Here is a 17,908-nt window from a genome sequence, read left to right as displayed (position 1 = left end):
AAAACAGCCAATTGCCGCGCAAGGCGGCCTATGGGATAAGGGTTTGAACGATGGCAACGGCAGATCTCCTAACAATGAATAAGAAAAACGCGGATAAACAAAAGGCGCTGGATAGTGCCTTGGCCCAAATCGAACGTCAGTTCGGCAAAGGCTCGATCATGAAATTGGGCGATGGCAATGCCATTCAGGAAATCGAGGCCACCTCGACCGGGTCGCTTGGTCTTGATATCGGGCTTGGGATCGGTGGTTTGCCCAAAGGGCGGATCATCGAGATTTACGGTCCTGAAAGCTCGGGTAAAACAACGCTGACCCTGCATTGTATCGCTGAGGAACAGAAAAAAGGTGGCGTTTGTGCCTTTGTCGACGCGGAACATGCGCTTGACCCGCAATATGCAAAAAAGCTTGGTGTTGACCTTGATGAGTTGCTGATTTCGCAGCCAGATACTGGTGAGCAATCATTGGAGATTGTCGATACATTGGTGCGTTCCGGCGCGGTCAACATGGTTGTCGTCGACTCGGTTGCGGCTTTGACACCGAAGTCTGAGCTTGAGGGCGACATGGGTGACAGCAGCGTTGGTGTTCAGGCCCGTCTGATGAGCCAAGCGATGCGCAAGCTTACCGGATCAATCAGCCGCTCCAATTGTATGGTTATTTTCATCAACCAAATCAGGATGAAAATTGGCGTGATGTTTGGCTCGCCCGAAACCACCACCGGTGGCAATGCCTTGAAATTCTATAGTTCGGTGCGTTTGGATATTCGCCGTATCGGCGCGATCAAGGATCGTGACGAAGTTGTAGGCAACCAAACCCGCGTTAAGGTCGTGAAAAACAAAGTTGCGCCGCCGTTCAAGCAAGTTGAATTCGACATCATGTATGGCGAAGGCATCTCAAAAATGGGAGAGATCCTGGACCTGGGTGTCAAAGCGGGTGTGGTTGAAAAATCTGGTGCTTGGTATTCTTACGGGGATGAACGTATTGGGCAGGGGCGTGAAAACGCCAAGAATTACCTGCGTGAAAACAGCCGGATTGCCCTTGAGATCGAGGATAAGATTCGGGCCGCTCATGGCTTGGAATTTGACATGCCAAAGGATGACCCTGACCTCGTCGAGGATTGAGGCTAGAGATACGAAAAAGGCACCGCTTCAGGTGCCTTTTTTCTTGCGCAAGTCACTTACCAGACTTAAGTCAGGTAATATGAGTGATGACAATATCTCCCGCTTTCGCCGTCTAAGCCGCGCCGTGACCACACAAACCGGCGCTTTGGACACATCCTTTTTGGGGTTAGGGCGCCCCCTTGGGTCCGCCCGTGTTCTGAATGCCATTGGGCATGGCAAATCCGATGTTGCCGACTTGCGCGACTATCTTGGCCTGGATTCAGGATTGATGAGCCGCCTGCTGCGTGGCTTAGAGAATGAGGGCCTTGTTGAAACCAAATCCGCGTCCAAGGATGCCCGTCGTCGGATCGCGATTTTGACGGCAGACGGGGTTCAGGCGTTTGAACGCTATGAAGCCCTGACGAACCGCGCCGCAGAAGACGTTCTTTTGCGGTATTCCAATCCCAAAGCGCTTTTGGAGGCCATGGATTTGGTGGCCACGGTTTTGGGCCGGGATCAGATCAACATCATCGTGGCCGATCCCGAAGATGCGCGGATTCAAACCTGTGTTCAGGCCTATTGTGATGAGTTGAGTGGCATCTTAGGCGTGGTGTTTGATCGCCAAACGTCGGGCGACCCAGAAGCAGAAAGCCTCCGCCCACCCAAAGGGATTTTTTTGTTGGCCCTGTCAGATGGTTTGCCAATAGGGTGTTGCGGCCTAAAGGGGCAAGGCGGCGGTTTGGGGGAGGTGAAACGGCTTTGGGTTTCGCCAGCGGCACGGGGGCTTGGCCTGTCGAAAACCTTGATGACCAAAATCGAAGACCACGCGCGCCGCTTGGGGATGTCGCGCCTGCAGCTTGATACCAACGGGCGTCTCGCTGCGGCGCTGGCCTTGTATCGCAATGACGGATGGCGCGAGATCGAGCGGTATAATGACAATCCCTACGCCGAACATTTTTTCGAAAAGAGCCTAAGCACCGCCACCGACGGGTCTTGAGCTGCCTTGCCCCATGGACAGTGCCGGGGCAGGCGGGTACATCTTCGGGAAAATACCTATCTGTGGGACGCATTATCATGGCGACGCTGAACGACATCCGGTCGACCTTTTTGAACTATTTCGCAAAACAGGGGCATGAGATCGTTGATTCCAGCCCGCTGGTGCCGCGCAATGACCCGACGTTGATGTTCGTCAACTCGGGCATGGTTCAGTTTAAGAACCTGTTCACAGGGGTTGAAACCCGTGACTACCAACGCGCCACCACCGCCCAGAAATGTGTGCGGGCGGGGGGCAAGCACAATGACCTTGATAACGTCGGCTATACCGCGCGCCATCACACGTTTTTCGAGATGCTCGGCAACTTTTCCTTTGGGGATTACTTCAAGGAAGAGGCCATTCCATTCGCTTGGGAGCTGATCACCAAAGAATACGGCATCCCCAAGGACAAGCTCTATACCACCGTTTATCACACCGATGACGAAGCCTTTGAGATTTGGAAAAAGATGGGTGTGCCCGAGGATCGGATCATTCGGATCGCAACCTCGGACAACTTCTGGCAGATGGGGCCGACCGGCCCTTGCGGTCCTTGTACCGAGATTTTCTATGATCACGGCGATCATATTTGGGGCGGCCCTCCCGGCTCACCCGAGGAAGATGGCGACCGGTTTATCGAAATCTGGAACGTTGTTTTCATGCAGAACGAGCAGTTCGAAGATGGCTCGATGAAGGCGCTCGACATGCAGTCGATCGATACTGGCATGGGGTTGGAACGGATCGGCGCGCTGTTGCAAGGCAGCCACGATAACTATGACACCGATCTGTTCAAAACCCTGATCGAAGCCTCGGCCAATGCCACGTCGGTTGATCCCTATGGTGACAAAAACGTCCATCACCGCGTGATTGCTGACCATTTGCGTTCGACCTCGTTCCTGATTGCCGATGGTGTGATGCCCTCCAACGATGGCCGTGGCTATGTTTTGCGCCGCATTATGCGCCGCGCCATGCGTCACGCGCATCTGCTTGGGGCCAAAGATCCGGTGATGCACCAGTTGGTTCCGGCGTTGGTTGGCCAGATGGGGCAGGCCTATCCCGAATTGGGGCAGGCGCAGGCGATGATCGAAGAGACATTGTTACTTGAAGAAACCCGTTTCAAACAGACCTTGGATCGGGGCCTGAAACTTCTCGATGACGAACTCGACGGGCTGGACGAGGGCGCGCAATTGCCCGGTGCGGCGGCGTTTAAGCTTTATGACACCTATGGTTTCCCGCTCGATTTGACCCAAGACGCCCTGCGTGAAAAGGGCCGCGAGGTGGATACCGACGGGTTTGACGCCGCCATGGAAGAGCAAAAAGCCAAGGCGCGCGCGGCTTGGTCTGGTTCGGGCGATGCGGCGGACAACGCGGTTTGGTTTGACGTGCTAGATGGGGCCGAGGCCACTGATTTCTTGGGCTATGACACCGAAAAAGCCGAAGGTCAGGTTTTGGCCTTGGTGGCCGATGGCAAAAAGGTCGACACTTTGGGCGAAGGTGCCGAAGGCTGGGTTGTGACCAACCAAACGCCCTTTTACGCCGAAAGCGGTGGTCAGGTTGGCGATGAGGGCGTGATCCGCCGCCTTGAAAACCGCGATGATGCGGCAACGGTTTCCGACACCCGCAAGTTCGCTGACGGCAAAATCTTTGCCCACAAGGTCGTGGTGTCCAAAGGGACTTTGGCCACAGGAGAAGCGGTAGAGCTTGAGGTTGATCACACCCGCCGCAGCACCATTCGCGCCAATCACTCGGCAACGCACCTGTTGCACGAAGCTTTGCGCAATGCGCTTGGCGATCATGTGGCACAGCGTGGCTCGCTCAATGCGCCGGATCGTTTGCGGTTCGACTTTAGCCACGGCAAAGCGCTGAGCGCTGAGGAGTTGGCAAAGGTTGAGGCCGAGGTGAACGCCTATATCCGTCAAAACGGCGCGGTTAGCACCCGGATCATGACGCCCGATGATGCCCGTGCCATTGGCGCGCAGGCCTTGTTTGGCGAAAAATACGGAGACGAAGTGCGCGTTGTGTCGATGGGGCAATTGGCCGGATCGGGCAAGGGCAGCGACGGGGCGACCTATTCGTTGGAATTGTGTGGTGGCACCCATGTGCGCCAAACCGGCGACATTGGGGCCTTTGTGTCGCTGGGCGATAGTGCGTCTTCGGCCGGTGTGCGCCGGATCGAAGCCCTCACCGGGCAGGCGGCGATGGACTATTTGTCGGATCAATCTAACGCTTTGGCGACCGTCGCAGGTGAACTCAAGGCGCCTGTGGCCGAGGTTCCGGCGCGGGTCAAAGCCCTGATGGACGAACGCAAAGCCTTGGCGAACGAAGTCGCCCAGCTTCGGCGGGAACTTGCCATGGCCGGTGGGGCCGGGCAGGGCGGCGGTGCCGAGCCTCGTGATGTCAATGGGGTCGCATTTGTTGCGCAGGTTTTGACCGGTGTAAGCGGCAAAGACCTGCCGGCGCTGATCGACGAACACAAATCCCGCATCGGCTCTGGTGCTGTGTTGCTGATCGCGGATGCGGGCGGCAAGGCGGCTGTGGCCGCCGGTGTAACCGAGGATATGACCGGCAAAGTGTCGGCAGTTGACCTTGTCAAAGCCGCAGTTGTCGAGCTTGGCGGTAAGGGCGGCGGTGGTCGTCCGGACATGGCGCAGGGTGGGGCCAAAGATGTGGCCAATGCCGACGCAGCAATCAAAGCGGCAGAAGCCGCCATCGGAGGATAAGACATGCCCGCACTTTGGATCGCCCATGTGACCGTCACAGATACCGAAGCCTATGGCAAATATGCCGAACTTGCCGGACCGGCAATTGCCGCGCATGGCGGATCGTTCATTGCCCGCGGTGGCCGCTATGTTCAGCTAGAAGGCAAAGAACGCCCCCGCAATGTTGTGGCCCGGTTTCCAAGCGTCGAAGCGGCCGAAGAATGCTATCATTCGGACGCCTATCAAGAGGCGCTGAGCCATGCGCGCGACGCCTCTGAGCGCGAGCTTTTGGTGGTCGAAATCACCGAGTGATTTGGGCGCGTTTTAACGGTGTTTCAGACCTAACGAATTTAGACGGGCGGCTTGGGAACAGGCCGCCCGTTGGCGTGACTGTCGGCCAGATATTGCTGGTAGCCCAAGGTACCCATCAGCATATGGCCAGCTTCCGCCGACGATGAGTGTGGTTTGGCAATCTCCCGCCAAGGCGGAATTCGACGCTTTTCAGCGCCAGTGATTCGGGAAAACTAAGGTTAATTGTTTCCAAAATGGCGACGAATTTTTCGTTGTCAGGAAATGTTTCCGAATTGGAAAAATCTGAGCCGGGTGATCCTGTGGATAAAACCATTTGATTATGGCTTGGCAGGCACAGATTCCCGTTAAAGTCATAGTTTTTGCTGCGAAAGCCCTGAATCGGGTAGGCAAGTAAGGAATTCCTGTCGCGCCTTCCCCGGCTTCTTGGCTAGACTTTGAACACCTTTAATTTTTTCTTGGGAGAAAGACTATGAAAAAGGTTCTTGCAGTCGCAATTTTGGCGGCATCGACTCTGGCTGCACCTGCATTCGCATGGGAAGGCAACGTTGTAGCGTGCTACAATAAGATTTGGGTTCCGGCGACTTACAGCACGTCGAAAACGCTGATCATGGCGGCACACACCGAGTGGGAATACCGCAACGGTCAGATGGTCAAGATCCATTACCCTGCTGTTTACAAAGAGAGCAAGCACATGAAATCCGCGGGTCACTACGTGGCGCGCAAGGCTCCTTGTAAATAAGGTTGACCTATAAAGAATAGGGTCTTTTGATCCAAGAGAGAGGCGCAGGGACTGCCACCCTGCGCCTCTTTGCTTTTGGAGACACTTTGCAAACCCCGCCCTTGCAAAACCCGCCCTTGCGGTCTACCCGGCTTATGTATTTTGCAAAAACTGGGGAATTGAAATGCGCAATTTTGGGGTTGTTGTTGTCGCCTTTGGCGCGTTGAGCGCCTGTGGTGGTCTGGGTCAGAAACAAGAGGCGGTCCCATCTGAGCGGCCTACGACACGTTCTTTGAGCGATATTTCAGTTACGCGCGAAGGCGATTTCGTCACAGGCACTGCCGGTGCGGGCTGGAGCCAACTAGAGCTGAACGGCAACCCGAACGGGGCTTTGTGTGGCGGTGCAGGCGAGAACGTCGCCAATCTGGTTTTACAATCGCCAGACGACACCGGGCTGGTCCGTTTTTCAGCCTTTTGCGTCTCGTAAAGAAAAAGCCCCGGTCAATCCGGGGCTTTTGTCTATTTAGTCTTTCTTCGACATCCGCTTGCGTTCATGCGGATCAAGGTAACGCTTGCGAAGCCGCACTGCGTTTGGCGTCACTTCGACAAGTTCGTCGTCGTTGATATAGGCAATCGCCTCTTCAAGGCTCAGCGTGATAGGTGTGGTCAAACGCACCGCTTCGTCGGTACCCGAGGCACGAACGTTGGTCAGCTTCTTACCTTTAAGCGGGTTCACTTCAAGATCGTTCTCACGGCTGTGTTCGCCGATGATCATGCCCTGATAAACCTTGGCCTGGGCCCCGATCATCATTTTGCCGCGATCTTCGAGGTTCCAAAGCGCATAAGCAACGGCGTCGCCGTTTTCCATCGAGATCAGAACACCGGCACGACGGCCTGGGATGCTGCCCTTGTGTTCGGTCCAGCCGTGGAAGACCCGATTCAAAACCCCCGTGCCGCGCGTATCAGTGAGGAATTCACCGTGATAGCCAATAAGGCCGCGCGATGGCACATGGGCCACGATGCGGGTCTTGCCGCCGTTCTGACGCATCTCAACAAGCTCACCCTTACGGGTACCGGTCAGTTTTTCGATCACCGCGCCGGAATATTCGTCATCCACGTCAATGGTTGCTTCTTCGACCGGCTCCATGCGCACGCCGTTTTCTTCGCGCATAATCACCTGGGGGCGCGAGATTGAGAGCTCAAAGCCCTCGCGGCGCATGTTTTCGATCAAAACACCCATCTGGAGTTCGCCACGGCCCGAAACTTCAAAGGCTTCACCGCCGGGGGTGTCGGCGATTTTGATCGCAACGTTGCTTTCGGCCTCTTTGTAGAGACGATCACGGATCACCCGCGACTGAACCTTTTTACCATCTCGACCGGCCAGCGGGCTGTCGTTGATGCCAAAGGTTACGGTGATGGTGGGCGGATCAATCGGTTGGGCGTCGAGAGGTTCGTCAACAGCCAGCGCACAGATGGTGTCGGCGACGGTTGCCTTGGACATGCCGGCAAGGGTGACGATATCACCGGCAACCGCTTCTTCGATGTCTTGGTTTTGCAATCCGCGGAAGGCCTGAATTTTGGTGACGCGGAAGTTTTCGATCTTTTGGCCGATGCGGCTGATCGCTTGAACCGAGGCACCAACCTTGATGCGACCGCTTTCAACGCGACCGGTCAAGGTGCGGCCCACAAAGGCGTCAGCGCCCAGTGTGGTCGCCAGCATGCGGAAGTCTTCGTTCTCATGCGCGATTTGCTTTGGGGCGGGGACATGGTTGACGATCAGGTCAAACAGCGCGCTCAGATCTTTGCGTGGCCCATCAAGTTCATGATCGGCCCAGCCAGCGCGGCCCGAAGCATACATATGTGGGAAGTCGAGCTGATCGTCATCGGCGTCCAATCCGGTGAAGAGATCAAAGACTTCGTCAAGAGCGCGATCAGGTTCGCCATCGGGTTTGTCGACCTTGTTGACCACAACGATAGGACGTAGGCCAAGTGCCAGTGCCTTGGAGGTCACGAATTTGGTCTGGGGCATCGGGCCTTCGGCCGCGTCGACCAAAAGAACAACACCGTCAACCATCGACAGGATACGTTCCACTTCACCACCGAAATCGGCGTGGCCGGGGGTATCAACGATGTTGATCCGCGTGTCTTTCCATTCCACCGATGTCGGTTTGGCGAAAATGGTGATGCCACGTTCGCGTTCGAGATCGTTGCTATCCATGGCCCGTTCAGCCACGGCTTGGTTGGCACGGAACGCGCCCGATTGTTTCAGTAGCTCGTCAACCAGTGTCGTTTTGCCGTGGTCAACGTGCGCGATGATCGCAATGTTGCGCATGTCCATGAGAGGGCCGCCTTGTTCGCAAGAATATTCGAGAGTTGCGCAGCCCGTAACGGGCCTAGACCCAAAAGGCCAGAGGCTTTGATGAGTTGTCGCGAAATAGCGCCTTTTTCGGCGGGATGACGCAGGATCAGTGGGTGGCTGAACTTGAAAACAGGTTAATGATGGCAATGCCGACAATGATAAAGCCCATGCCGATCACCGCCGGCAGGTCGAGCTTTTGACCAAAGACCGCAAACCCAATCGCTGCGATCAAGACAATGCCAAGTCCTGACCACATGGCATAGGCAATGCCAACCGGGAAGGTCTTGAGCGCGATCGACAAGAGATAGAAGGCCGCGCCGTAGCCGATCACCGTGATCAGAGCGGGCAGGGGTTTGGTAAATTGTTGGCTGGCCTGTAGGGCGGTGGTGCCGATGGTTTCGGCCAGAATGGCCAGCGCGAGGATCAGGTAAGGCATCGGGCATCCAACAAGAGGGCGAGGGGAAGGTGGGGTCGAACCCCACCCTACCGATCTTAGAGATGGATGGTAAAGCGCATACGCAAGGCGGCATCTAGAGCCGGGTCAAATCGCGCTTGTGATGTCGTTGCGAGAATGGCCTCTTTGCGCGCCACGGCATTGGCAAGCAAATCGGGTTTCTCGCGTTCTTCCCATTCTTTGGGTGAGGTGCGGTCGCCCAGATTAGGATAAACATGATCCTTTTGCATCCGGCCCAATGTCGCGTCGGTGCCAAGATAATGACCCGGTCCGGTTAGGCAAACATCGCGCATCTGATCAAGCGCGAGAGTTTCGTCGTCAACCTCGATCCCGCGCACACAGCGCATGGCCTGACCAATCAGATCGTCACCAAGGATCAGGCTTTCGTGGCAGAACCCGAGCAATGAAGCATGCATCCCCGCGGCTTCATAGACCATGTTAAGGCCGGAGAGACCCGCCATGACGTTGGAACACATCTGCTCCCATCCTGCCTGCATGTCGGGTAGTTTGCTGTCCGAAGCCCCAGCCGCCGCGCCCCCGGGCAGGCCGTAATACTGGTGCATCTGCGCGCAACCCGCCGAAAGCAATGCCTGTTCACCCGAACCGACCGACATCGCCCCAGTGCGCAGATCAAGCCCAAAGGGCCATGTGCCAAAGATCGCCGGGTGCCCGGGTTTGATGGCGTTGACATAAACAAGCCCGGCCAAGCATTCGGCCACGGTTTGGGCAATTGCCCCGGCGATTGTAGACGGCGCGGTCGCCCCGGCCATACAGGCCCCCAAAAGCAGAACCGGCATGCCCCCCCGGATGCAGTGTTCCATCGCTTCGCAGCTTTCGGTCGCGAATTTTAACGGCGGGACCACGAAACAGTTGGTATTGGACACGAAAGGCCGAGCCCGAAACGCCTCTTCGCCACCGGCAATCATATAGAGCATTTCCAATCCATCCGCGACATGCGAGGGATCAGAGAAAGAGGTGCCGATATGTTTGGTTGTGCCCGAACAGCAGGCGTAAATGGTGTTGAGATCCATGTGCAGGTTGTTGGTGATGTCACGGGCAACCATGGGGCGCTGAACAAAGTGGAGATTGTCCAAAGTGTCGGCAATACGCGCCGCATCATGCAGGTCTTGAAGGGTGCTGTCGCGGTAGTTTGATCCGTCCAAATCCACCATATGCACGGCAGCACCGGCAGTGCCATAATGGACCTTCGTACCGCTGAGGTCGAGATTATGTTGCCCGTCTCGGCTATACAAAGTCAGGTCTTTACAGGCTTTTGCCAGTGTATCTTCAACCAATGCCCGAGGAAAACGGAGCCTGCCGTCATCGCCATAGATCGCACCAACAGCAACCATCGCGTCGATGCCCGATTGCGGGGCATCCGCAAGGCCGATCTCTTCGAGAGCTTGCAAAGCTGTTTCATGGATTTGCACCACCTGACGATCGCTTAGGGGGCGGTATTGGCCGCCGGTCATGCCGGGGCGAATGGGGCGTTGATCTTGGGTGAGGGCGGCGGCGCGGGCGGCAACACGGGCCGCGCGCCCTCCGGCCCGTCCGCTGGCGCGGCGAGGCATGGAAGTCATGTGAGTATCCTGAATGTGAACGTTTGGGGACGGAGGGGCCGTCTAAACGGGGCGCCCGCGTGCGGCCCGCCCACGACGGGCGCCAGTCACCAATTCAATGCGCAAAACGCGAGGGAGCTTCATATCCATAGGTCCATGATTGGGGCTGAATCCGTACAAGTCGCGACCAAAAACGACATGCTTCATGTTTTAAAACGACGCCACGTTGGTGAACGAAGACAGCGGGGCTTGCGCTGGAGGGCAAGGCTTCTACCAATGGCGCAGGATAGTCTAACCAATGAGGATTCACTTTATGGATATCACCCGTCACGAGACAGGCCCGCGCATGTCACAGATCGTTGAATATGGCGACCTGGTCTACTTAGCCGGGCAGGTGGGGCGCGGCCCCGACATGGCAAGCCAGACAAAGGATATGTTGGCCTCGGTTGATCGGCTGTTGGCGTCGGTCGGGAGTTCCAAGTCGCGGATTTTGTCGGCGCAGGTCTGGGTTTCAGACATGGCGCTGTTTGCAGAGATGAACGCGGTTTGGGATGCGTGGATTGATCCGAAGAACCCACCAGCACGCGCCTGCGTCGAAGCCAAGCTGGCAACCCCAGACTTCCTCGTTGAAGTGATGGTCACAGCGGCCAAAGCTTAATGGTTATGCCCATTCCCTTACGTAAACCCGTTTGGGGTCAAGGGGATGGGTCTTTGATGGTCTGTCTCGCCAATTTTGCAGGAGCTGAATCGGCTCCGTCGCTTTGCATACAATGGGATACATTTTATTTGGATGGAAATCGAGGCCTGAATTTGTAAAAAATTGCAATTTCAGGCATCGAAAATTCGAGATAACAGCCCCTCAATTTGGCCTTTTGCACAAAAATTGATCACTGTTATCATGTTTACTAATGGCCGCCAAAATGAAATTTAATTCGAATTAACAACATCCTAAACTTTAAGCGCTTTGGTTCCTGTACTGATAAGAGGCATTTCAGACGACAAACTGTCGCCAAGCTGGATTTACAGAGTGGGATCAAGTGGCTACCGTCACCTCCTATGCTGACTGCAACACCGAATCTCTGGGCTAGGCTAACCCCTCCGACGAACCACTTGGACGTCATGGGATCGGTGCGTGAGGCAGCATGGAACAATGGCAGGTCAACTGCCCAATCTGCGCCCCCAATAGGCCAAACAAATGGGCGTACCGTTTATTCCAACTGGAGAGTACCAAATGAAATCCACACTGCTGACACTTGCAGCCGCCGCGACACTCACCGCGGGTGCTGCAGCCGCTGGCACGCTTGACGACGTAAAAGCCGCAGGCAAACTCAAATGTGGCGTAAGCCAAGGTCTTCCCGGCTTCTCGAACCCCGATGACTCGGGCAAGTGGACCGGCCTTGACGTTGACATGTGCCGCGCCGTTGCCGCCGCTGTTCTGGGCGATGCAGAAGCCGTAGAATATGTTTCCTTGTCCGCAAAAGACCGCTTCACCGCGCTGTCTTCGGGTGAGATCGACATTCTGTCGCGCAACACCACATGGACCATCACACGCGACACGGATCTGGGGATCTCCTTCGCCGGTGTGAACTACTATGACGGTCAAGGCATGATGGTTCCTGCCGAGCTGGGTGTGTCTTCGGCAACCGAACTGGATGGCGCAACGATCTGCACCAACACCGGGACCACAACCGAGCTGAACATCACCGACTACTTCAAGCAAAACGGCATGACCTTTGAGCTGGTTGCTCTGGAAAACTCCAACGAAGTTGTTGCCGCTTATGGCGCAGGTCGTTGTGACGTCTTCACTACCGACCGTTCCGGTCTGGCGGCTGAGCGCCTGAAGCTGGCCGATCCTGACGCACATGTTGTTCTGCCTGAAACCATCTCCAAAGAGCCGCTTGGCCCATCGACACGTGCCGGTGACGAGCAGTGGAACAAAATCGTTCGCTGGACTCTGAACGCGCTGATCGAAGCCGAAGAGTATGGCATCACTGCTGCCAATGCGGATGAAATGATGGGCTCCAACAACCCGTCGGTCAAACGTATCCTGGGCGCTGGCGACAACGACTATGGTGCCGCTCTTGGTCTGGACAAAGACTGGGCCGCAAAAGCGATCAAAGCGGTTGGCAACTATGGTGAAAGCTATGAGCGCAACGTTGGTGTGAACACCCCGCTGAAACTGGACCGTGGCGTGAACTCGCTCTGGAACCAGGGCGGCTTCCTGTATGCTGCTCCGATCCGCTGATCGGAACCTGACTACCGCATTTTCATAACAATGTGGGAAAGGGGCGAAGTCTTTACTTCGCCCCTTTTTTCACAGCGGGGAGACATACATGACTACGACCAACGACGTCGATCTAGAGCCCGAACGCACGGGCCTGGCGGCACTTGTCTACGATAGCAAGGCAAGGTCGCTCTTTTTCCAAGGTGTCTTAGCGTTAATGATTCTGGCCATGATCTTTTTGGCGGTCCAGAACGCAGCTCAGAACCTTGCAGTCCAAGGCAAAGAATTCGGTTTTGATTTCTTTGACCGCCCTTCCGATGTTCAGATCCTGACAACATTTGGCACATGGCTGGTTGGCTATGTTCCGGGGGAAAGCACCATCTTTGATGTGCTGAAACTGTCGGTTGCAAACACCCTTATCCTTGCGGTTGTCGGCATTTTCTTTGCCACGATCCTTGGCTTCTTGATGGGGATCATGCGGCTGTCCAACAACTTTGTCATCAAGGGGTTCGCCACGATTTATATCGAGGTGATGCGCAATATCCCATTGTTGTTGCAGATTTTCTTCTGGAACGCCGCGCTGCGTTTGATTGCGCCGGGTCCACGGGATTCCGGGACATTTGTACCGGGGCTTTTGCAGTTCAACACCAAAGGGATCTACGGGCCATTCCCGATCACCCATGACGGTTTCTATCTCACGATGATTGCCGTGATTATCGCCATTGGGGCCACGATCGCTTATGGGAAATATGCCAAGAAATTACAGGAGCAGACCGGCAAACAAAGCCCGGTTTTCCTTGTTTCTGTCGCCATCCTAATTGGCCTTCCGACATTGGTCTTTTTGATCACCGGACGTCCGATGACTATTGAATGGCCAAATTTCGTGTCCGAAGGGCCGGTTCTTCGCCGGGGCTTTGAGCGTGGTATTGGGTCCTATATTGCCCCTGAGTTTATGGCGCTGTTTTTGGCGCTGACGACCTACACGGCGGCCTTTATTGGCGAAATCGTGCGGGCCGGTATTCAGGCGGTTCCAAAAGGGCAATCCGAAGCCTCTGAGGCCCTTGGCCTTCCGGGTGGATTGGCGATGCGCAAAGTGATCTTGCCTCAGGCGTTCCGGGTGATCATTCCGCCGCTGACCTCGCAGTACCTGAACCTGACGAAAAACTCGTCTCTGGCGGCCGCGATTGGCTATCCGGAACTTGTGGCGGTCTTTGCCGGAACCATCCTTAACCAGGTTGGTCGAGCCATTGAAATCGTTGCGGTTGTGATCATCGTCTATCTGACGATCTCGCTGCTGACTTCGATGTTTATGAACTGGTTCAACAACCGCGTTAAGCTGGTCGAACGGTAAGGGAGAGAAAAGATGACAAATAAAAACATCGCATATCTCCGCACATCGGAGGCCCCGACCTTGCCGCCCCCCTCGACAGAAGTGGGTTTACGTGGCTGGTTGTGGAAAAACATCTTTGCGTCGATGGCTGATTATTCTTCCACGGGCAAAGCGATCAATTCGATCCTGATGACCATCCTGACCGTTGGGTCGGCCCTGTTCCTGTATTGGCTGATCGCCGGTATTCTCGATTTCTCGATTTTCTCGGCCACGTTTAGTGACCCAGAAGGCCAGAAACGCGAGGCCTGTGTGGTCAATGCCGGGGCCTGTTGGCCCTATGTTCAGGCCAAATGGTACCAGTTCATGTATGGCTTCTATCCCAAGGAAGAAGTCTGGCGTGTGAATGTCTCCATGTTCATGCTTGCGGTTGGAACTGCTTGGCTGGTGTTCCCAATGCCGCGTCGCGGTTTGGTGGCTGGCTTGATGTTGACCGCGTTCCCGATCATTTCCTTTGTTCTGTTGAACGGGATGCCGGTTGAGGACGACGGGGACCTGAGCCATGTCTTTGCCGGGGTTTGGTTTCCGCTGATCATTGCCGGTGTGACCGGGGCGGGCTGGTGGCTTGCTCGGGATGGCAAAATGGGTGAGGTGGCTGCCGCCATGTCTCCGATCTTGCTTATGGTGGCGGCGCTGTTTGGCTTGTTTGCCTTCTTGCCGCTGATCACCGCTGGGCTGGACATCGCTCTGGGGACCACAGTTGTGGAAACAAACCAATGGGGTGGTTTGACCATCACGCTGGTTGTGGCGATTGCTGGTATCGTTGCATCGCTGCCCTTGGGTATGTTGTTGGCTTTGGGACGTCAGTCCAATGCGCCGATCATCAAATACACCTCGGTGATCTTCATCGAAGTGGTTCGGGGCATTCCACTGATCTCGGTTCTGTTCTTTGCCAGCGCCATGTTGCCTTACTTCTTGGCTCCGGGTGTGGATTTCAACAAACTGTTGCGCGCCATGATTGGTGTGATGCTGTTCTCGTCGGCTTATATGGCCGAGGTGATCCGGGGTGGTTTGCAAGCCATGCCAAAGGGTCAGTATGAGGGCGGCATGTCGCTTGGTCTGTCCTATTGGCAGCAAATGCGGTTGATCATTATGCCTCAGGCCCTGACCACGGTCATTCCGGGCATCGTGAACACCTTCATTGGTCTGTTCAAGGACACCACACTGGTTTTGATCATCTCGATCTTTGACCTTCTGGGCATGATGAACGCCACCCTGACCGACCCAACTTGGGCAACCCCAACCACGGCCTATACCGGCTATCTCGTGATCGCGTTTATCTACTTCGTGTTCTGTTTCGGGATGTCGCGTTACTCGGTCTATATGGAAAACAAACTCAACCGCGGACACCGGTAGGGAAGGAAAGATACATGTCTGAACTACTAACTGAAAACGCGCCGCGCGGTGGGATGACCGTCTCCGATCAAGTGGCGATTGAAATCAACGATATGAACAAGTGGTACGGGTCTTTTCACGTACTACGCGACATCGACCTAACCGTCTATGAAGGCGAACGGATCGTGATCTGTGGCCCGTCTGGCTCGGGCAAGTCGACGCTCATTCGTTGCATCAACGCGCTGGAAGAACATCAAGCCGGCTCAATCACGGTGGATGGCACCAAGCTGACATCAGACCTCAAGAATATCGACAAGATCCGCTCAGAGGTTGGCATGTGCTTTCAGCACTTCAATCTCTTCCCGCATCTGACGATCCTTGAGAACTGTACCTTGGCTCCGATCTGGGTGCGCAAAACACCCAAGAAAGAAGCCATCGAAACCGCGATGCATTACCTCGAAAAGGTTAAGATCCCCGATCAGGCCAACAAGTACCCCGGTCAGCTGTCCGGTGGTCAGCAGCAGCGTGTGGCGATTGCCCGTTCGCTCTGTATGAAGCCACGGATCATGTTGTTTGACGAACCGACGTCGGCGCTTGACCCGGAGATGATCAAAGAGGTGCTCGACACCATGATCGAGCTGGCCGAAGAGGGCATGACCATGCTTTGCGTGACCCACGAGATGGGCTTTGCCCGTCAGGTGGCGAACCGGGTGATCTTTATGGCGGATGGTCAGATTGTTGAACAAAACGAACCAGAAGAGTTCTTTAACAATCCGCAATCTGAACGCACCCAGCAGTTCCTGAGCCAAATCTTGGGCCACTAAACCCGGTGCACATTTAAAACCAAACGGGCAGGGGGAAACCCTTGCCCGTTTTCTTTTGTGCCATCGTTTCAACAGGGCCTAGCAAAAGTAACAGTCAAAAGGGTTTGGGCAAAAGCGCGTGCAACCGCTAGGGTCGGGTCAAAGATTTTGACCATTTGATTAAGGACCAAGCGATGTGTTGGAGCGGAGAAGCCTCGATTGGGCTGGCAGCGGTGGGGATGGCTGCGACCAGCTATGCGATCTACAAAAAGGAAAGCCCGCTTTTGTGGTCGCCGCTTTTGTACTTTTCTCTGATGGAGCTTTTGCAGGGCTACACCTATTCGGTGATTGACCAATGCGGGTTGCCGGAAAACCAGATCGCGACGTTTCTTGGCTATCTCCACATCTGTTTCCAACCGTTTTTTGGCCTGCTCATGGCCCTCTATTTCATCCCCGAAACGGTGCGGCGGGCGGTGTTGCCCTATGGGCTGGCCCTCTGTTCCTTGTCGGCGATTGTCATGTTGATCCAAGTCTATCCGTTCGAATGGGCCGGGAGCTGTACACCCGGAAGTATTCTTTGTGGCCCACAAATGTGTTCGGTCTCGGGGAGTTGGCATATCGCTTGGGAGGTGCCGATCAATGGCATTGGGGACCGCTTTTTGGCCTTTACCGGTGGCCCCGAGGTCTTGGGCGGGCTGTTCCGGATTGATTTCCCAACCTATCCGCTTGCCATGTTCATCTTTCCAATATTGTTCGGCTCGTGGCGTTTGGTGCTTTATCATGTGTTGCTGGGGCCGTTTTTGGCGCGGCTGACCACCTCGGACCTCAATGAAATGCCTGCGGTCTGGTGTTTGCTGTCGATTGGCTTCTTGCTTTTGATCGTCAAAACCCCGCTCCGAAAGGTCTTGCATGTCCGCTATTGGCCGCTTTGGGCGCTGATCCCCGGTCTGGATAGCCGGGGGCAACGGGTGGCGTCATCTGCACAGGGCGAGGGTGTCACATAGGGGCTAGGGATGGTCCCAAACCGGGGCCTTGCCTATGCGGGTGATGAGGAAATCCATAAACGCGCGCACCTTTGCCGAAAGCACATTGGCCTTGGGGTAGACCAGCCAGAACACCGATTGGTCCGCCACCGTATATTCAGGAAGCACCTGCGTCAGCGAACCTTTGGACAACTCTTGATGAACGCTCCAACGCGAATTGATCGAAATCCCGGCCCCTGACAGGGTGGCAAGCTTCTGGCTTAACCCGTCATCGACAATCAGATGGCAATCGGATTTGGCCGGATTGAACTCCCCCGTCGTGCCGTCTGGCCCGGCGAGCATGCGGGTATGCATGTCTTGAAAGGCAACGAGCGTATGTTCGAGCAGGTCTGCCGGTGTCTTGGGCAGCCCGTGTTTGTTTAAGTATTCTGGCGAAGCGCACAGAATGCGCGTGTCATCCGCCAATTTGCGACCTTTCAGGCTGGTGTCGCTAAGGGCGGCATTGCGCAGGGCGAGGTCAAAGCTCCCCTCGATGAGGTCAAATTGACTGTCGGACAGACGCAGGTCGAGGGTCACGCCGGGGTGTTCCGCCAAAAAGTCCGGCAGGATCGGCGCGATATATAGCTGGGCAAAGGTGCTTGGCGCGGTAAAGCGCAGTGTTCCGGTGACCTTGAGTTGTCCACGACCCAAAACCGCCAGTGCCGCGTCCTCTTGCGCCAAAATTTCACGCGCATAGGGGAGAAACTCAGCCCCCTCGAGCGATAAGGACACCTTGCGAGTTGAGCGATGCAGAAGATCAGCCCCGACAAGATGTTCGAGCTTGGCCAAGCGAGCGCTTGCCACCGCCGGGGCCATGCCCAATGCGCGCCCGGCTCCGCTAATGTTGAGCCGTTCCGCCGCCAGAACAAACAGGCGAAGGCTTTGCGTATCCATATCATTATATCCCAAACA

Annotated in this window: 16 protein-coding genes; 12 read left to right on the top strand and 4 right to left on the bottom strand. The window is 55.6% G+C overall.

Annotated elements, in window-relative coordinates; translation table 11 throughout:
• Positions 1-50 precede the first annotated feature (50 nt).
• The 6 genes from recA (at position 51) to AC5EFR_RS05055 (ending at position 6,340) form a co-directional block, all read left to right on the top strand.
• Complete coding sequence (gene recA, locus AC5EFR_RS05080; RefSeq protein ID WP_493574873.1) at positions 51-1,115, top strand: recombinase RecA; 1,065 nt, start codon at positions 51-53, stop codon at positions 1,113-1,115.
• A gap of 79 nt (positions 1,116-1,194) precedes the next feature.
• Positions 1,195-2,091 carry a bifunctional helix-turn-helix transcriptional regulator/GNAT family N-acetyltransferase gene (locus AC5EFR_RS05075; protein ID WP_493574872.1) on the top strand — a complete coding sequence of 299 codons (897 nt, stop codon included), beginning with the start codon at positions 1,195-1,197 and terminating at the stop codon, positions 2,089-2,091.
• A gap of 77 nt (positions 2,092-2,168) precedes the next feature.
• Positions 2,169-4,844: an alanine--tRNA ligase gene (gene alaS, locus AC5EFR_RS05070; RefSeq protein WP_493574871.1), complete on the top strand. Its 2,676-nt coding sequence runs from the start codon at positions 2,169-2,171 to the stop codon at positions 4,842-4,844.
• Positions 4,845-4,847: 3 nt separating this feature from the next.
• Complete coding sequence (locus tag AC5EFR_RS05065) at positions 4,848-5,135, top strand: DUF1330 domain-containing protein (protein WP_493574870.1); 288 nt, start codon at positions 4,848-4,850, stop codon at positions 5,133-5,135.
• Between the two features lie 469 nt (positions 5,136-5,604).
• Positions 5,605-5,874: a hypothetical protein gene (locus AC5EFR_RS05060; RefSeq protein ID WP_493574869.1), complete on the top strand. Its 270-nt coding sequence runs from the start codon at positions 5,605-5,607 to the stop codon at positions 5,872-5,874.
• Between the two features lie 163 nt (positions 5,875-6,037).
• A complete protein-coding gene (locus AC5EFR_RS05055; RefSeq protein ID WP_493574868.1) occupies positions 6,038-6,340 on the top strand; it encodes a hypothetical protein in 303 nt (100 codons plus the stop codon).
• Between the two features lie 36 nt (positions 6,341-6,376).
• Here AC5EFR_RS05055 and typA read toward each other — a convergent pair whose 3' ends face one another.
• The 3 genes from typA to AC5EFR_RS05040 all read right to left on the bottom strand — a co-directional run bounded on the left by typA (position 6,377) and on the right by AC5EFR_RS05040 (position 10,246).
• Positions 6,377-8,191, bottom strand: a complete 1,815-nt coding sequence (gene typA / locus AC5EFR_RS05050) for a translational GTPase TypA (RefSeq protein WP_493574867.1) — start codon at positions 8,189-8,191, stop codon at positions 6,377-6,379.
• 127 nt (positions 8,192-8,318) lie between these two features.
• Positions 8,319-8,648 (bottom strand): DMT family transporter, encoded by a 330-nt coding sequence (locus AC5EFR_RS05045; RefSeq protein WP_493574866.1) that lies wholly within the window; start codon positions 8,646-8,648, stop codon positions 8,319-8,321.
• Between the two features lie 56 nt (positions 8,649-8,704).
• Positions 8,705-10,246 (bottom strand): trimethylamine methyltransferase family protein, encoded by a 1,542-nt coding sequence (locus AC5EFR_RS05040; protein ID WP_493574865.1) that lies wholly within the window; start codon positions 10,244-10,246, stop codon positions 8,705-8,707.
• A 292-nt stretch (positions 10,247-10,538) separates the two neighbouring features.
• Here AC5EFR_RS05040 and AC5EFR_RS05035 point away from each other — a divergent pair, with 292 nt between their 5' ends.
• The 6 genes from AC5EFR_RS05035 (at position 10,539) to AC5EFR_RS05010 (ending at position 16,978) form a co-directional block, all read left to right on the top strand.
• Positions 10,539-10,883 (top strand): RidA family protein, encoded by a 345-nt coding sequence (locus AC5EFR_RS05035; RefSeq protein ID WP_493574864.1) that lies wholly within the window; start codon positions 10,539-10,541, stop codon positions 10,881-10,883.
• Positions 10,884-11,456: 573 nt separating this feature from the next.
• Positions 11,457-12,470: an amino acid ABC transporter substrate-binding protein gene (locus tag AC5EFR_RS05030; RefSeq protein ID WP_493574863.1), complete on the top strand. Its 1,014-nt coding sequence runs from the start codon at positions 11,457-11,459 to the stop codon at positions 12,468-12,470.
• Between the two features lie 88 nt (positions 12,471-12,558).
• Positions 12,559-13,800, top strand: coding sequence for an amino acid ABC transporter permease (locus AC5EFR_RS05025; protein ID WP_493574862.1), 1,242 nt, complete (start codon positions 12,559-12,561; stop codon positions 13,798-13,800).
• A gap of 12 nt (positions 13,801-13,812) precedes the next feature.
• Entirely contained in the window at positions 13,813-15,192 is a 1,380-nt protein-coding gene (locus tag AC5EFR_RS05020; protein ID WP_493574861.1) for an amino acid ABC transporter permease, read from the top strand.
• Between the two features lie 53 nt (positions 15,193-15,245).
• On the top strand, positions 15,246-15,995 hold the full coding sequence (locus AC5EFR_RS05015) for an amino acid ABC transporter ATP-binding protein (RefSeq protein WP_299921704.1): 750 nt from the start codon (positions 15,246-15,248) through the stop codon (positions 15,993-15,995).
• Positions 15,996-16,150: 155 nt separating this feature from the next.
• On the top strand, positions 16,151-16,978 hold the full coding sequence (locus tag AC5EFR_RS05010) for a DUF5765 domain-containing protein (RefSeq protein WP_493574860.1): 828 nt from the start codon (positions 16,151-16,153) through the stop codon (positions 16,976-16,978).
• Positions 16,979-16,981: 3 nt separating this feature from the next.
• On the opposite strand, the gene AC5EFR_RS05005 is transcribed toward AC5EFR_RS05010, so the two are convergent.
• Complete coding sequence (locus AC5EFR_RS05005) at positions 16,982-17,890, bottom strand: LysR family transcriptional regulator (RefSeq protein WP_493574859.1); 909 nt, start codon at positions 17,888-17,890, stop codon at positions 16,982-16,984.
• Positions 17,891-17,908 lie beyond the last annotated feature (18 nt).

This window comes from Pelagimonas sp., assembly GCF_058892305.1.
Note: the sequence above shows the minus strand (reverse complement) of the source record. Positions and strands in the feature narration are given on the sequence as shown.

What these genes read in the sequence shown, in the direction of transcription:
- alaS (WP_493574871.1), top strand. Translation starts at nt 2,169, where the DNA reads ATGGCGACGCTGAACGACATCCGGTCGACCTTTTTGAACTATTTCGCA.
- recA (WP_493574873.1), top strand. Translation starts at nt 51, where the DNA reads ATGGCAACGGCAGATCTCCTAACAATGAATAAGAAAAACGCGGATAAA.
- typA (WP_493574867.1), bottom strand. Translation starts at nt 8,191, where the DNA reads ATGGACATGCGCAACATTGCGATCATCGCGCACGTTGACCACGGCAAA.
- AC5EFR_RS05020 (WP_493574861.1), top strand. Translation starts at nt 13,813, where the DNA reads ATGACAAATAAAAACATCGCATATCTCCGCACATCGGAGGCCCCGACC.
- AC5EFR_RS05025 (WP_493574862.1), top strand. Translation starts at nt 12,559, where the DNA reads ATGACTACGACCAACGACGTCGATCTAGAGCCCGAACGCACGGGCCTG.
- AC5EFR_RS05045 (WP_493574866.1), bottom strand. Translation starts at nt 8,648, where the DNA reads ATGCCTTACCTGATCCTCGCGCTGGCCATTCTGGCCGAAACCATCGGC.
- AC5EFR_RS05075 (WP_493574872.1), top strand. Translation starts at nt 1,195, where the DNA reads ATGAGTGATGACAATATCTCCCGCTTTCGCCGTCTAAGCCGCGCCGTG.
- AC5EFR_RS05015 (WP_299921704.1), top strand. Translation starts at nt 15,246, where the DNA reads ATGACCGTCTCCGATCAAGTGGCGATTGAAATCAACGATATGAACAAG.
- AC5EFR_RS05060 (WP_493574869.1), top strand. Translation starts at nt 5,605, where the DNA reads ATGAAAAAGGTTCTTGCAGTCGCAATTTTGGCGGCATCGACTCTGGCT.
- AC5EFR_RS05040 (WP_493574865.1), bottom strand. Translation starts at nt 10,246, where the DNA reads ATGACTTCCATGCCTCGCCGCGCCAGCGGACGGGCCGGAGGGCGCGCG.
- AC5EFR_RS05035 (WP_493574864.1), top strand. Translation starts at nt 10,539, where the DNA reads ATGGATATCACCCGTCACGAGACAGGCCCGCGCATGTCACAGATCGTT.
- AC5EFR_RS05055 (WP_493574868.1), top strand. Translation starts at nt 6,038, where the DNA reads ATGCGCAATTTTGGGGTTGTTGTTGTCGCCTTTGGCGCGTTGAGCGCC.
- AC5EFR_RS05065 (WP_493574870.1), top strand. Translation starts at nt 4,848, where the DNA reads ATGCCCGCACTTTGGATCGCCCATGTGACCGTCACAGATACCGAAGCC.
- AC5EFR_RS05005 (WP_493574859.1), bottom strand. Translation starts at nt 17,890, where the DNA reads ATGGATACGCAAAGCCTTCGCCTGTTTGTTCTGGCGGCGGAACGGCTC.
- AC5EFR_RS05030 (WP_493574863.1), top strand. Translation starts at nt 11,457, where the DNA reads ATGAAATCCACACTGCTGACACTTGCAGCCGCCGCGACACTCACCGCG.